Below are 14893 nucleotides of genomic sequence, written 5' to 3'. Positions count from 1 at the left end.
TACACTTTGGGTTTTTTGGTACCGTACTTCGAACGGCCCCGTTTTCTGTCATCCACGCCCAGGGTATCCTTCAAACCACGAACAATGTGATATCTGACACCTGGGAGATCTTTCACTCTTCCACCGCGAATACACACAACCGAATGCTCCTGCAAATTATGTCCAACCCCCGGAATATAGGCCGTAACTTCAATCCCATTCGACAATCTAACCCGAGCCACCTTCCGGAGAGCTGAATTGGGTTTCTTGGGAGTAATAGTCATTACACGGGTGCAAACCCCTCTCTTCTGTGGACAGGATTGCAAAGCCGGTGAATCAGTTTTCTTTAAAGAAGACTTGCGTCCTTTCCTAACAAGCTGGTTAATTGTCGGCACAGGTTTATTCCCCCAAAGAAAAGGGATATTAACGGTTTGCTATCGAAAGGTCAATACCGAAATTACTATCAAGGCTACATCCGTTATCATTCCACAGCGTTTATAGTTTCAACTTCGCCAAATTCTTCAAGGTACTCGGTTTCTTTGAGTCTTTGTTCAAGAATTGCGGCCACGTGGGCATCGAGATCCTCTGTCTTCTCCGTGAATAGCTTCATATCATAATGTCTCTGCATACCAGTCCCTGCCGGAATCACATGACCGATTACAACATTCTCCTTCAAACCGCGCAGTTCATCCACTTTCCCCGCGATTACAGCATTTGTGAGCACTCGGGTGGTTTCCTGGAAACTGGCGGTCGAAATCCAGCTATCTATGTTCAAAGATGCGCGGGTAATACCCAGGAGCAGAGGCTTTGCGACTGCGGGTTGGCCACCTTCCTTTACCACCTTGTCGTTTTGTGTTCGAAACTGGTATTTATCCACTCGCTGCTCGTAAATGAAATTCGTATCACCGACATCGACAATCTCAACCTTGCGCATCATTTGTCGGATAATCACACCTATATGCTTGTCGTTAATATTCACGCCCTGCATGCGGTAGACTTCCTGTACTTCGTCCACCAAAAAACTCTGCAATGCCACCTCACCCTGGATTTCCAATATATCGTGGGGATCCTTGGGGCCATCGCAAAGCGGTTCTGCGGCCTCTACACTGTCGCCGTTCCTAACAAGCAAGTGTCGCCCCATCGGAACCGAATGCTTCTCCTGGTTATCAAAATGGTCCTTAACCATGACGATTCGTTTACCTTTGCTAATTCCCCCAAATTCTACCGTACCGCTTATACGTGAAAGTACACTCGCATCTTTCGGTCTACGGGCTTCAAACAGCTCCCCAACTCGCGGTAAACCACCGGTTATATCCTGCGTTTTCTGGCTTTCTTTCAGCATTTTCGCCAGGGTCTGGCCCGCCTTCACCTCGGCGCCATCCTCAATGTCCAGGTATGAATTCTCAGGAAGATAATAATCCTGGAGGCTTTCGCCCCCCTTATCAACAATCGCAATCCGTGGCTGCAGGGTTTCGGTTGATGAATCGGTAATCTTCTTCTCGATGTTGCCAGTATCCTCGTTGATCTCCTCACGAAGCGTGGTGCCCGGAATTATGTCTTCGAATTTTATCATTCCGTTCACTTCCGCAATAATTGGTTCGCTAAACGGATCAAAAATTGCCAGCGATTCATCAGCCTCAGTGGTTTGTCCCTCTCTAACCAGAACGGAGGAACCATTCCTGATATCAATCTTTTCATCCTGTGCAACTAAAAACAGTTTGTCCTTCCGTATGACAACAAAGGCATTGTATTCTGCGTAAATCTCCGTTCCTTTGCGAGAAATAATTGCCTCTCCCTTAAACACCTTGTCGCCCTCGGCAGGAATCACCTTATCTCCCTTTTCCAACTCCAGCTCAGCTAATACACGGGCAACCTTGAGATGGCCTTTTCTCGTAAAGAGCTGCCGTCCTTTATCAATCTCAACCGAAATGCCGTGAATCTCTTTAATCAACAGTGGATAAGGTTTAACCACCCGATTTTCCTCAGCAATAGTACTTGCCGTTCCACCCACATGAAAGGTTCTCATAGTCAATTGGGTACCAGGTTGACCTATGGACTGCGCAGCAATGATACCAACAGCCTCCCCGATATCAGTGAGCCGATGCGTGGCCAAATTCCGGCCATAGCATCTCATGCATACACCGTACTCCGCTTCACAAGTCAGCACCGTACGGACTCGCACGCTTTCAATGCCCAGCTCCTCGATAACAAAGGCAATCTCATCAGTAATTTCCTCATTCACATTCACAAGTACTTCGCCGGTAATCGGATGCTTTACTCTCTCCAGGGTAAAGCAACCCATAATCCGGTCCGAGAGCGATTCAACAATCTCCTCTCCATCTTTGAGAGCCGTGATATTGATACCATTTATCGTACCACAATCTTCCATATTGACTACAACGTCCTGTGCAATGTCCACAAGTCGCCTGGTTAAATAACCAGCGTCGGCCGTTTTCAATGCGGTATCCGCCAAACCCTTCCTGGCACCGTTAGTGGAAATAAAAAATTCGATAACTGAAAGTCCCTCTTTGAAATTCGACCGAATGGGAAGTTCAATAATATCTCCGGAAGGTTTGGCCATTAATCCGCGCATGCCTGCAAGCTGTCGAATTTGATTCCTAGATCCCCGCGCACCGGAATCGGCCATCATATAGACATTGTTGAAACCGTCCCTGTCTTTCTTGAGATGATCCATCATAACATTGGCCAAATCCTCGTTAGTCTTTCCCCAAACTTCGATAACCCGGTTATACCTTTCTTCCGAGGTAATATGTCCGTCATGATACTGAGTTTGAATTCTGTCCACTTCACGATTTGCATCGTTTATCAATCCAACCTTTTCGCTCGGAACCAAAATATCATCCATCCCGATCGTAGTTCCAAAGCGAGTGGCAAATTCGAAGCCGATGTTTTTGAGCGCATCTAGAAGCCGAACTGTTGTAAAATTGCCATATTCATTGAAAGACTTCATCACCAGATTGCGAATGCTCTTCTCATTCAAGGTTTCATTGACGTATGTCATGTTCTCAGGAATACGATCATTGAAAACCACCCTGCCCGGAGTAGTATCTACCCACTCGTCATCTATCTTAACTTTTATGATTGCGTTCCATGAGACAGCATGATTCTCCACCGCCATCATCACCTCTTCGCGAGAGCTGTAGTAGCGTCCCTCACCCTTTGTCCCGGATCGTTCCTTGGTGAGAGAATAAAGGCCCATAACCATATCCTGGGAGGGAAACACAACCGGTTGTCCATTGGCAGGATTCAACAAATTCGTATCGGACAGCATCAGAGTCCAGCACTCGATTTGAGCGGCTTGGGTTAGAGGAACATGCACTGCCATTTGATCACCATCGAAATCGGCATTAAAAGCATGACAAACAAGGGGGTGTAATTGAATTGCCTTCCCTTCCACCAACACCGGTTCAAAGGCCTGAATTCCAAGCCTATGAAGGGTTGGCGCTCGATTTAGAAGTACCGGGTGCTCCCGGACCACTTCATCCAAAACTGACCAAACCTCAGGCGTTCCCTGTTCAACAAGCTTCTTGGCCTTCTTGATGTTATATACAACATCTTTCTCAACCAGTTTCTTCATAATGAAGGGCTTATAAAGTTCAAGCGCCATCTTCGTAGGAAGACCGCATTGATGCAACTTCAGTTTCGGACCCACCACTATGACAGAACGCCCAGAATAATCCACTCGCTTACCGAGAAGATTCTGTCTGAATCGTCCCTGCTTGCCTTTAAGCAAATCGGAGAGTGATTTCAGAGGTCTATTCGAAGTTCCCTTCACCACCTTCTTCTTCTTCGTGTTGTCAAATAGGGCATCAACGGCTTCCTGAAGCATCCGCTTCTCATTTCTGATTATGATATCCGGAGCATTGAGAGACATAAGTCGTTTTAAGCGATTATTGCGGTTAATCACACGGCGATAAAGATCGTTCAAGTCACTCGTTGCAAAGCGCCCGCCGTCAAGCTGAACCATAGGCCTAAGTTCGGGGGGAATTACCGGAATGACATCGAGTATCATCCATTCCGCACGATTGCCGGAATCTCGGAAATTTTCAACAATCTCGATTCTCTTAAGCAGGCGCTTATCGGCCTTGCTGCCTTTTTCTATCATAATCGACCGCAACTGGGTCGAGAGGGCATCAAGATCCATGTTTTCCAGCAGAGTGCGCACCGCTTCGGCGCCGATACCCGCTGTGAAACTCATTCCGGAACGCTCGCGCGCCTCAATCAATTCCTCTTCCGTCAGCAGTTGCATCATCTTCAATTCGGTATCGCCCGGCTCGATTACGACATATTTCTCGTAGTAAAGAATGCTCCGAAGGGCAGCGATAGTTAGATCGAGCAACAATCCCATCCGTGAGGGCACCGAGCGATAATACCAGATATGAGAAACAGGCGTGGCAAGTTCGATATGCCCCATACGCTCGCGACGCACCTTGAAGTGAGTTACTTCAACACCACAGCGATCGCAGATTACGCCCTTATACCTGATGGACTTAAATTTTCCACAATAGCATTCCCATTCCTTCGTAGTGCCGAAAATACGCTCGCAGAAAAGCCCATCTTTTTCGGGACGAAGTGTGCGATAATTGATGGTTTCCGGCTTTTTCACCTCGCCATAAGACCAGGCTCGAATTTGCTCGGTCGAGGCGAGTTTGATCATCAGTTTATCGAAATCCTGTATCTCTCTCATTGATTACTCCTAAAAACGACCACCCTGACGATTTATCAGTTCCTCATCGCGTTCTGTAAATGGCAACTGCTTGTCTTTTTTGGAATAGATTCTTACATCAAGCGCCAAACCTCGCAGTTCTTGAACTAAAACATTGAACGATTCCGGGATTCCAGCACTCGATGTCGCATCCCCTTTCACAATACTTTCGTATACCTTTGCCCTGCCGGTCATATCGTCGGATTTTATAGTCATTAACTCCTGCAAAGTGTTCGCGGCACCGTATGCCTCCAGGGCCCACACCTCCATCTCGCCGAGTCTCTGACCACCAAATTGCGCCTTACCACCAAGGGGTTGCTGCGTAACAAGGGAGTAAGGTCCGGTGGACCGAGCATGCATTTTGTCATCAACCAGATGATGCAGCTTCAGGAAATACATATATCCAACAAAAACCGGATTGGCAAACTCCTCGCCGGTAAGCCCGTCATGAAGTGTCATTTTTGAGGCTTTGTTCAAACCAGCTTCCTCCAATTCCCGGGCTATATCCTCGGCAGACGCGGATTGAAAAACAGGTGTTTCGTACATTCTTCCCAGTTTGGCGCCAGCCATGCCAAGCATGGTTTCCATTATCTGCCCCATATTCATGCGTGAAGGTACCCCGAGTGGATTCAAGCATATATCCAGGGGCTCACCGTCCTTGGTGTAGGGCATATCCTCTTCAGGCAAAATCCGGGCTACAACTCCTTTATTCCCGTGTCGTCCAGCCATTTTGTCCCCTTCTCGCAACTTGCGCTTGGTAGCGATTAACACTTTGATAATCTCATCCACACCCGGATTCAAATCATCGCCTTCACTGCGCCTCAATCTCTGGACATCAATAACCGTGCCTCCAACTCCGTGAGGGAGCTTGAGCGAGGTATCCCGCACCTCCTTAGCCTTCTCTCCAAAGATAGAATTGAGCAATTTGAATTCCGGTGTGGTTTCCATCTCGCTCTTAGGTGTCACCTTTCCCACAAGCACTGAACCCGGGTTCACCGTGGCGCCAATTCGAATTATGCCCTCCGCATCAAGGTGTTCGAGGGAATTTTCGGCCATGTTGGGAATATCCCGGGTAAGTTTTTCAGGGCCCAGCTTGGTTTCTCGAACTTCGATGATAAATTCCTTGATGTGAATTGAAGTGTAATAGTCTTCCTTAACCACTTTTTCGGAAATCAAAATGGCATCCTCAAAGTTGTAACCATTCCAGGGTACAAACCCAACAAGGAGATTTCGACCAAGAGCCATTTCGCCGTATTGTGTCGATGGTCCATCGGCCAGGATTTCGTCTGCACGAACTCTGTCACCAATGCGAACAGCGGGGCGTTGATTAAAACAAGTATCCTGATTAGTTCGCTGGTACTTGATTAAATTGTAGGATTTGATTTCCCCGTTCTCATCCTCCACGTCAATACGGAGCGATGAAACATATGAAACCGTACCGGCAGTTTGAGCCTTTACCAGCACACCTGAATCGTATGCGGCCTTGACTTCCATGCCTGTGCCGACAATCGGGGCTTCAGCGAAGAGTAATGGCACCGCCTGACGCTGCATGTTGCAGCCCATAAGCGCCCGGTTCGCATCATCGTGTTCCAGGAAGGGAATAAGACTCGCCGCCGTGGAAATAATCTGCTTTGGCGATACATCCATATACTCGATATCAGCAGGATCACAAACAACGTAATCGCCATTACGGCGCACCGCCACCATCTTCTCTTTGAAAGCACCCTTCTCGTCAATGACCGCGCTGGCCTGCGCAATGTTATACTTTTCCTCATCAATTGCGGAAAGGTACTCAACCTCACGAGTTGCAACTCCATTTACCACTTTTCGATATGGAGTCTCCAGGAAACCATAGTCATTGATTCTAGTGTAATTGGCAAGTGAAACTATGAGTCCTATATTGGGGCCTTCAGGAGTTTCAATCGGGCACATCCTGCCATAATGCGTGTAATGAACATCTCGCACTTCGAATCCCGCTCGCTCACGCGAGAGCCCGCCTGGTCCCAGCGCATTTAGACGGCGCTTGTGGGTAAGCTCCGATAGAGGATTCACCTGATCCATAAACTGTGACAACTGACTGGAACCAAAGAACTCCTTAATCGCCGCCACGATGGGCTTGATGGGAATCAAATCCTGCGGCTTGAGCGTTTCAGTTTCCTTGAGACTCATTCGTTCCTTGGCAATTCTTTCCATTCGCGCATAGGCTGTTTTAAGTGCATTGCTTAGAAGCTCTCCAACCGAGCGAACTCGCCTATTTCCCAGATGGTCAATATCGTCAATCTGCTTCTCTCCGATATACACCTTAATCAGATATCGCATCGTGTGGACAATGTCCTGCTTATCGAGAACCAAATTCGAGATATTCTCATCCTGATCAAACTTTTTATTGAGCTTATAGCGGCCCACACGACCCAAATCATAGCGCCGGGCGGAAAAAAACATCGAGTTCAAATCACGTTCCGCAGACTCTATTGTAATTGGCTCACCCGGCATAAGAACTGTGTAAATCATCGCAAGAGCGTCTCTTCTGTTTGGCTCATCTTGATTTGGATCGTCCTTATGAGCTTTCGTTTCTTCTCTTTCGAAACACTCCAGTATCATATCCGAATGCAGGGAATCCTTATGTTCAAGATTAACGACACTCACCTCTGTTACACCAGCTTGAGAGAGTTCTTCAATATCGTGCAGGTGCAGCTTATCGGCCGCCCGATACAGCTTCTTCCTGTTGTCGTCTTCCTGCGTTGTCCAAACAGGCTTAGCGAGAATCGAACCGGCCAAAACCTCATCTTTCTCACGCTTGCCGGTTAATTTCACCTTTTTTGTCTTATAAAACAGTTTTATGATAGCCTCGCGGCTTTCAAACCCAAGTGCACGGAGAAAAATTGTGCCCAATATCTTCTTTTTCCGATCAATTTTGGCGTAAATGAGCTCTTTTTTTGCATCAATTTCAAATTCCAGCCAGGAGCCCCGATAAGGGATAATCCGCGAACTGTAAACACCCTTTTCTCCCGAAAAGATAACTCCCGGACTCCGATGTACCTGACTCACCACAACTCGTTCGGCGCCATTGATAATGAAAGTCCCCCGATTGGTCATCAACGGCAAATCACCCATGTAGATATCCTTCTGCCGAATTTCGCCAGTGGACTTAAAAACCAGATTAACCCGCGCCTTTATCGGCACCGCATAGGTGAGACCCTTTCGCTTGCATTCGGATTCATTTAGCCTGACAGACGAAAAATCAAGACCGTAACTTTCATAGTCAAGCACAAGTTCACCGTTGGAACTCTCAATCGGAAAGATGCTTTGAAACACTTCCTCAAGTCCCTGCAATTTAAGTCCCGTCTTCGATGCTACAGCCTCTCGTTGGAGAAAGGTTTCATAAGACGCAAGTTGGACATCGACAAGATTTGGGAACTCTATTACTTCATCGTATTCGCGGCCAATAAAAGTTCTGCCAGTCTCTCGGTTCTCTTCGAACATCACTATCCTCCTACGAGATAAACCACCGCGCACACTGCACCGGTGGCAATACTATGGATGAATTTAATGGCCCTATTTCACTTCGACAGTTGCACCAGCGGCAATCAACTTCTCCTTTATGGAAGCAGCCTCCTCCTTTGCAATGCCCCCCTTTATAACCGAATTATTGGCTTCCACCATCTCTTTGGCTTCTTTTAACCCGATGCCAGTAATTGCGCGAACTTCTTTAATCACGCCAATCTTCTTACCATCGCCAAAGCCAGTAAGAACCACATCGAATTCCGATTGCTCATCTTCGTCTTCCGCCGGTACGGCGCCGGAGGCGGCAGGGGCGGCAGCAACAGTAACGGGGGCCGCGGCGCTAACTCCGAATTTCTCTTCCATAGCTTTAACTAGCTCGGAAACTTCCAGCACACTCATATCAGCAATTGCATCGAGGATTTCTGCAGCAGTCATATTATCTTCTCCTATTCAACAGGCGGCAACAGCAGACAACCTTCGAAGACTGAAGCCGCGTTATCTTTTTTACTTCTCGGCAACACCGAGATCCGTATATCCAGCTTCAATCAGCTTCGGATTTCTTCACTCTAACCGCATCCAGGGTGCGAACCAATTTGGTTGCAACGCCATTCAGGATGAATACGATATACTGAGCCGGGGCCATCATAAGGCTCATCAGTTTCTGAAGCAGTTCCAATCTGCCAGGCAGCTTACTGAAAACTTCAATTGCATCAGCGTCAAAAATCTCGCCGTTAAGAAGTCCGCCCTTGAGGGTAATCGGCATATCCCTTGCCAGATTTAGCATTGCTTTGGCTACCGGTCCGGCCTCATCAGTACAGTATGCGATAGCCGTGGGGCCGATAAAATAGGGATCGACATTATCATGTTTCAGCTGACTAAAAGCTATTTTTGCATAATTGTTCTTTACCACATGAAATTCGGCGCCCGTCTGGCGAAGTGTATTCCTCAGTATGGAAATCTGCTCCACACTGAGGCCACGATAATCTGAAAAGAGGAAACTGCGAACGCCTTCAAAACTACTTTTGAGTGCGGCTACCGCGTCTATCTTATCCTGCTGCACTTTGCGCTCAGTTTTGGCCATCAGTTCTCCTCCTTGTTTTTCAACTTGAGGCCAGGACCCATAGTGCTTGACAAATTGATCGACTTAATGAAATTGCCCTTAACATCCGCGGGGCGTTTCCTGGACAATTCACTGATAAAAGCTTCAATATTATCCCTAACCTTTGAGCTTTCCATAGAAACTTTTCCAACCGGGAGATGAACAACACCTCCCTTGTCTGCGCGAAACTCAATTCTGCCTTGCTTCAATTCACCCACAGTTTCCTTGATATCCATTGTAACAGTTCTGGTTTTCGGGTTGGGCATCAAACCGCGCCGGCCAAGAATGGGCCCCAGGGTTCCAACTCCACGCATCATATCCGGAGTTGCGACACAAACATCGAATTCAAGCCAACCACCCTTAATCTTTTCAACCAAATCCTCGGCGCCGACGACACTTGCACCTGCCTCTTCAGCCTCTTTGGCCTTTTCGTCCTTGGCAAAAACAAGCACGCGCTTTTCAACAGCAAACCGGTGTGGTAAAACGAAAGTTTCACGAACCGAATGACTTTTTTTGACATTGAGTTTAACAGATACGTCCAAAGTTTCATCGAATTTGGCAAAAGCCATTGCCTTGGCAATATCTACACCTTCCTGAATCCCATAAACCTTGCTGATATCCAGTTTTTCAAAAGATTTCCTATACTGCTTACCATGTTTCATATGCCTAGCCCTCCACAGTTACGCCCATACTTCGGGCCGTGCCGGAAATGATATTGATGGCCGAATCAACATCGTTGGCGTTCAAATCCGCCATCTTGGCGTCAGCGATACTCTTCAGCTGGGTACGTGTTATCGATCCCACCTTTGCTTTGTGAGGCTCAGCCGAACCCTTATCAAGGCCGACAGCCTTCTTAATCAGTACCGCCGCCGGAGGAGTTTTAGTTTCAAATGTGAAACTTTTGTCAGCATATACCGAAATCACCACTGGAATTGTAAGCCCCGGCTCAAAATTTTTAGTCCGCTCGTTAAACTGCCGTGCAAACTGTGGAGCGCTTACGCCATGAGGACCAAGTGCAGGGCCAACCGGAGGGGCCGGAGTTGCTTGCCCAGCCGGAACTTGCAACTTGATCAGGGTTGAAACTTTCTTCTTTGCCATTATTCTCTCCTCATAGAAGTGTCATCGCCGCCCAGCCAGGCAAGGCCAATTCATCCCCTATCCACCTGGGAAAAGCTTACCTCCACAGGAGTGGCTCTTCCAAATATTCCAACCATAACCCGAAGTTTGCCTTTCTCCTGATTTACAACCTCTATCGTACCTTTAAAAGTGTCAAAGGGGCCATCAATAATCAGAACCTCCTCACCAATTTGAAAATCTTGCTTCGCATGAACTTTCCTCTCAGTTTTTATGGCGCCAGCCTTCTGCAAAATTGTTTTAGCTTCCTCCACTGAGATTGGCTGTGGTTTTGAATTCTGCATGGTGCCTACAAAACCTGTCACTCCTTGTATCTTGTGAATCATGGCACAGGGGATTTCCCAACCCCTGTCTGGGAGTTCCATCTCGATAAGAATATACCCGGGAAAAAATTTCCTATTCGAAGTTCGCTTCTTTCCATTGCGAACCTCGGTAATCTTCTCTGCCGGCACCTTGATATCCAGAACTACATCGCTGAGATTTTCATCCTCCATTTTCAACCTGATGAGTTTCTCAACCTTATTCTCATGTCCCGTAAAGGTATGGAGGACATACCATCCCTTAGCCATCTGCATTCACCCACCTAAAAGAGCTTGAAGAGACCCAGCAAGGCCTTTGAAAGTACCAAATCAACGAGTCCGAAGAAAAGCGCAAAAATAATAGTCGAAATAATAACAACCTTTGCTGAGTCGGAAACTGAATCTCGGCTCGGCCAAATTACTTTTTTCAACTCTCCATAGCTCTCCGCTATAAATTGCCGGATTTTTTTCATAATTTCACACCCTTTTTCGGCACTCGCAGGCCAGGCAGGACTCGAACCTGCAGCTTCCGGTTTTGGAGACCGGCGCTCTACCGTTGGAGCTACTGGCCTAAAGCTGGTTACTTAATTTTTGTTTCCTTGTGAAGAGTAACCTTCCTGTCCCATTTACAGTATTTATTTAATTCCAACTTCCTTTGGACATTCCGTCTGTTCTTGGTTGTAGTGTAATTTTTTCTATTGCATTCACCACATCGGAGGGCAATCTTATCAATCGCACCTTTTTTTGCCTTCGGCATTTCATCAACCTTCCTGATTCCATACAAGCCTCCGATCGGACTTGAACCGATGACCCCAGCCTTACCATGGCTGTGCTCTACCAACTGAGCTACAGAGGCACGCAGGCAGACGAGTATGATACTCACAGGCTAAGACTTATGTCAACCCAGTAAGACCTCGGCTGATTCACGATATCTTTCATAAACCTCGTTATAAAAAGAAACTCGTTCTTCGACAGGTTCAAAAACTGATTGAGGCTTCGCATAGATGCTGCTTGCTTCCTTTGGAGTCGCAGAGCGACCCAGGGCAACCGAGGCACAACAGGCGCAACCGGCCAGCTCCGCATCCTCAGTTTTCATCGTCAGAAGCCGTTTGCCGCTGATATCGGCCTTCATCTGGTTCCATATTTTTCCCCTTGTCTGTCCGCCGGTAATTCGCATTTCTTTCACCTCCATCCCCACCCCTTCCAGCAGCTCAATACCTCGACGCACTGCAAAACCAATTGCTTCCAAAACTGCTCTACCCATCTCAGCCCTACCATGCCCGGGTTCCAGGTGATGAAAACTGCCGTTCCCAAATTCCCAGAGTGTGTCATCCCTGGTTCCAGGGAAGAATAGAGGTGCCGGACGAGCTGGCGGCACACAGTTTATCTCATCCAGCATATCACCGTAGTTAACCTGCTCCTGACCAGTCAGGTGTCGATACCAGTCCAGAACGCTGCCTGTTGAGGACAAAATCGCTGCAACATTCCAGTATGGTTCCACAGCATGAGGCAAGTCCCGCAAGCGAAAGTCTCCCGACGGCCGCACGGCACAGTAATTGATGCCCTCACTGGTGCCGGCCCTGTCGCAAACCGTGCCTGGTTCCACAGCTCCACTGCCAAGCAGAGACGCCATAAAATCCGAACCGACCGCCACAACCGGCAGGCCCGGGGCAAGACCATATCTGACACTTGCAGCGCCATCGATTCGCCCGGCGATTTCTCCCATTCGCACCATTTCCGGAAACAAACTCCGATTTAGCTCATAGGACTCAAGTTGCTCATCATCCCAGATATAGGGGCGAAAGGAATCATGGGGAAGAGTCATCGTTTTACTGCCAGTCAACCTGAATTGCAGCCACTCCGGGCAGGAGAACAAAATCCGGGTTTTCTCCCGTACATTGTTCTCCATAATCCATTTGGCTTTGGGAAGATAGAAAGATTTTTGATCCTTCCTGCGTATCGAACTCTGGCTAAACCACAAGTCCACCTCGCCCAATGGCTCACCCCGAGCATCGCATGCAAGCAAGGTTGGCCCATTCCCACTCAAAGCCAGCGCGGAGAGTGGACAACTTGGCAATGATTTCAGCGCCTTACCAAAAGCGTATTCCCATTCCTGCGCATAAAAGGAAAATTTCTTCCCTATGCGCGGCACCACCCTGTAGGGTACCGTCGCCTTGGCAATTAAATCCCCATCCTCACTTAACAGTCCCGCTTTTAAGGAACTGGTGCCAAGATCGGCCGCTAAAACCATCAGTCCACTCCCGAAAATAAATCCGGTTCCTGTGGCCTTTCTCTCGCGCGCAGCATCTTCTGAATAATCCTGCTGTTATCCAGAAGCGGAGACACCGATCGATTGTGATGCACCCTGTTAACAGCTTTGGCAAAGAGACTTGACACATCCGCACTTTGGTACCATGGCCTCTCCAAAACAGCCTCCGGCAAATTCACCGCGTTAGTTCCGATTAGCAAGTCGAAGTAACCCTGATTAAAAACCTCATCGAGATAAGAAGCTGCCTCACCAGAGAAAAGAGGCAGGGATACAGTACAGATAATCTTCCTCGCGCCCATACCACGAATCACCTTCATTGCCTCAACCAGGGTTCCTCCAGTACCCAGTATGTCGTCAGCCATGAAGACTGTCTTACCCTCCACATCTCCTAGCAGGCTAACACTCGTAATGTTGGAATGTGACGCATCAGAGGAAATCTTGGAATAATCACGCTCCTTGTGGAGCAAAGCAAGCGGTTTGTACAAGCTGTCAGCAAAGAATTTGTTCCGATCAATAGCTCCGGTATCCGGTGAAACCACCACTAAGTCTTCATTGATTAGATCGATGTGCGAATTTGCTGTCTTGAGTATCTGGTAGGAAGCATGCAAATTTTCCAATACTAAACTTGCGAATGCGTGCTCAATTTCTCTCGAGTGGATATCCAGTGTAATTATTCTGGCAACACCGAGATTCTCAAGAATTCGGCCGATCATGGAAGCACTTAGGCCTTCGCGACTCCTTTTCTTGTGTTGCCGACTGTAGGGATAGCAGGGGAGCACTAACGAAATACGCCTGGCGCCGGCCTGGTGCGCTGCGTCTACAGTGGTCATCAAAGTTATGAGATGGTCGTTAACAGATTGAAAGAGCCATTCATCGCCGATTTTGACGGACGTACTATTGGCTACATCCTGAACAAGATATATGTCCAGGCCCCGAACCGATCGCAAAATCTCGGCTTTGATTTCGCCGTTGGCAAAGCGGGTGAACTCGCAGGGAATTTTGTATGATGGGCTTCGATGTGAATCGGCTGGTCCCACCGTTTTCACCCTGTAGCTAAGCAAATCATCGACAAGGTTCAGATGTCGTTGCACCTCTTCCGGCCCCATACCGTATTGGCGCGCAATGTAACGCACTTTTTTATCAAGACTGTATTGGGAAATTCCGTTTAAATGCGAGACTATTTGATTAGCGAAATTCTCGCCGCCGGGGCAGGCAATTATCCCCAAAGAAGTGGGCTTGGCAGAACTCATCGAGTATGCTTGCTCCGTTCAAACATGAAGTGTAGACAGGCTATACTCAAGTTGCTCCTACAGTCAAGGAAGGTTGGTAATCAAATCACTGGGCTGTCCCCGGAACACACTCTCGCAACGGGCACGGGATGTTGAGGTGACAACAAGAAAGCCGTAAGGCTCCGACTTCTGGTTAATTCGTTCCAGTGGAGGAACAATCCTGCCCACCCCAACCCCCGGCTGATACTGCCCCATTATTCTGACTACCCTGTGGAAAAACCTCCGCTACCCTGCCCCATCTATTTTAAAACTCGAGCGCCAGAAAAATTGTTGACAGCTTATTGGTGGTTTAAGTACTCTTGTTCATCGCGCCTTCCCAAGGTGAGTTGGGAATTTCTCCCTGCCGGTATGTTTTGAGAATTCATCACTCAGCCGAGCTGACTATGGGAGCTGCGTAAACTTCCCAGCATAAGCGGCAGTGTGAGTCTGGACGGGAAAATTAATATGCGTAACCTATTCTACTTGTACTGTCCGATAATGAGAGTTTGTATGTGTAAAAAATTGACGGTCCCGGCACTGCTTCTCGCCACGGTTGTTTTGTCAGTTGCCTCGTGCCAGAGAAAGGAAGACGAGGAAACTATTGCGGTATTCGTG

At 47.9% G+C, this 14893-nt stretch carries 12 protein-coding genes and 2 tRNA genes; all 14 read right to left on the bottom strand.

The genetic code is table 11. From position 1 onward, the window contains the following. Positions 1-374, bottom strand: a 374-nt coding sequence (gene rpsL / locus S1OALGB6SA_RS08160; protein WP_124033135.1) for a 30S ribosomal protein S12, incomplete at its 3' end; no start/stop codon positions are given. 86 nt (positions 375-460) lie between these two features. Next, positions 461-4687, bottom strand: coding sequence for a DNA-directed RNA polymerase subunit beta' (gene rpoC / locus S1OALGB6SA_RS08155; protein ID WP_124033134.1), 4227 nt, complete (start codon positions 4685-4687; stop codon positions 461-463). 9 nt (positions 4688-4696) lie between these two features. Continuing rightward, on the bottom strand, positions 4697-8188 hold the full coding sequence (gene rpoB / locus S1OALGB6SA_RS08150) for a DNA-directed RNA polymerase subunit beta (protein ID WP_037562741.1): 3492 nt from the start codon (positions 8186-8188) through the stop codon (positions 4697-4699). A 72-nt stretch (positions 8189-8260) separates the two neighbouring features. Next, positions 8261-8644 carry a 50S ribosomal protein L7/L12 gene (rplL, locus tag S1OALGB6SA_RS08145; RefSeq protein ID WP_037562739.1) on the bottom strand — a complete coding sequence of 128 codons (384 nt, stop codon included), beginning with the start codon at positions 8642-8644 and terminating at the stop codon, positions 8261-8263. 106 nt (positions 8645-8750) lie between these two features. Further along, positions 8751-9290, bottom strand: coding sequence for a 50S ribosomal protein L10 (rplJ, locus tag S1OALGB6SA_RS08140; RefSeq protein WP_124033133.1), 540 nt, complete (start codon positions 9288-9290; stop codon positions 8751-8753). Next, complete coding sequence (gene rplA / locus S1OALGB6SA_RS08135; RefSeq protein ID WP_037562736.1) at positions 9290-9970, bottom strand: 50S ribosomal protein L1; 681 nt, start codon at positions 9968-9970, stop codon at positions 9290-9292. Before rplA ends, rplJ begins: the two co-directional genes overlap by 1 nt. Positions 9971-9974: 4 nt before the next feature. Beyond that, the gene (gene rplK, locus S1OALGB6SA_RS08130) at positions 9975-10406 is read right to left on the bottom strand and encodes a 50S ribosomal protein L11 (protein ID WP_037562734.1); all 432 of its coding nucleotides are present in this window, start codon (positions 10404-10406) and stop codon (positions 9975-9977) included. Positions 10407-10456: 50 nt separating this feature from the next. Continuing rightward, entirely contained in the window at positions 10457-11017 is a 561-nt protein-coding gene (gene nusG / locus S1OALGB6SA_RS08125; RefSeq protein ID WP_503465889.1) for a transcription termination/antitermination protein NusG, read from the bottom strand. An 8-nt stretch (positions 11018-11025) separates the two neighbouring features. Beyond that, positions 11026-11214 carry a preprotein translocase subunit SecE gene (gene secE / locus S1OALGB6SA_RS08120; protein ID WP_037562733.1) on the bottom strand — a complete coding sequence of 63 codons (189 nt, stop codon included), beginning with the start codon at positions 11212-11214 and terminating at the stop codon, positions 11026-11028. 26 nt (positions 11215-11240) lie between these two features. Next, positions 11241-11313 (bottom strand) — tRNA-Trp (locus tag S1OALGB6SA_RS08115). Between the two features lie 8 nt (positions 11314-11321). After that, a complete protein-coding gene (gene rpmG, locus S1OALGB6SA_RS10945; RefSeq protein ID WP_037562731.1) occupies positions 11322-11498 on the bottom strand; it encodes a 50S ribosomal protein L33 in 177 nt (58 codons plus the stop codon). Between the two features lie 26 nt (positions 11499-11524). Next, a tRNA-Thr gene (locus tag S1OALGB6SA_RS08105) sits at positions 11525-11597 on the bottom strand. Between the two features lie 42 nt (positions 11598-11639). Further along, entirely contained in the window at positions 11640-12992 is a 1353-nt protein-coding gene (locus S1OALGB6SA_RS08100; protein WP_052080104.1) for a xylulokinase, read from the bottom strand. Then, positions 12992-14260: a ribose-phosphate diphosphokinase gene (gene prs / locus S1OALGB6SA_RS08095; protein WP_037562730.1), complete on the bottom strand. Its 1269-nt coding sequence runs from the start codon at positions 14258-14260 to the stop codon at positions 12992-12994. The genes S1OALGB6SA_RS08100 and prs overlap by 1 nt, the downstream gene beginning before the upstream one ends. Between the last annotated feature and the right edge of the window lie 633 nt (positions 14261-14893).

This window comes from Olavius algarvensis spirochete endosymbiont, assembly GCA_900608495.1.
Lineage (GTDB): Bacteria > Spirochaetota > Spirochaetia > DSM-2461 > DSM-2461 > UBA2779.
The sequence above is the reverse complement of the archived record's forward strand: the minus strand, read 5'-3'. Positions and strand labels throughout refer to the sequence as shown.

What these genes read in the sequence shown, in the direction of transcription:
- rpoC (WP_124033134.1), bottom strand. Translation starts at nt 4,687, where the DNA reads ATGAGAGAGATACAGGATTTCGATAAACTGATGATCAAACTCGCCTCG.
- rpoB (WP_037562741.1), bottom strand. Translation starts at nt 8,188, where the DNA reads ATGTTCGAAGAGAACCGAGAGACTGGCAGAACTTTTATTGGCCGCGAA.
- rplL (WP_037562739.1), bottom strand. Translation starts at nt 8,644, where the DNA reads ATGACTGCTGCAGAAATCCTCGATGCAATTGCTGATATGAGTGTGCTG.
- rplJ (WP_124033133.1), bottom strand. Translation starts at nt 9,290, where the DNA reads ATGGCCAAAACTGAGCGCAAAGTGCAGCAGGATAAGATAGACGCGGTA.
- rplA (WP_037562736.1), bottom strand. Translation starts at nt 9,970, where the DNA reads ATGAAACATGGTAAGCAGTATAGGAAATCTTTTGAAAAACTGGATATC.
- rplK (WP_037562734.1), bottom strand. Translation starts at nt 10,406, where the DNA reads ATGGCAAAGAAGAAAGTTTCAACCCTGATCAAGTTGCAAGTTCCGGCT.
- nusG (WP_503465889.1), bottom strand. Translation starts at nt 11,017, where the DNA reads ATGCAGATGGCTAAGGGATGGTATGTCCTCCATACCTTTACGGGACAT.
- secE (WP_037562733.1), bottom strand. Translation starts at nt 11,214, where the DNA reads ATGAAAAAAATCCGGCAATTTATAGCGGAGAGCTATGGAGAGTTGAAA.
- rpmG (WP_037562731.1), bottom strand. Translation starts at nt 11,498, where the DNA reads ATGCCGAAGGCAAAAAAAGGTGCGATTGATAAGATTGCCCTCCGATGT.
- S1OALGB6SA_RS08100 (WP_052080104.1), bottom strand. Translation starts at nt 12,992, where the DNA reads ATGGTTTTAGCGGCCGATCTTGGCACCAGTTCCTTAAAAGCGGGACTG.
- prs (WP_037562730.1), bottom strand. Translation starts at nt 14,260, where the DNA reads ATGAGTTCTGCCAAGCCCACTTCTTTGGGGATAATTGCCTGCCCCGGC.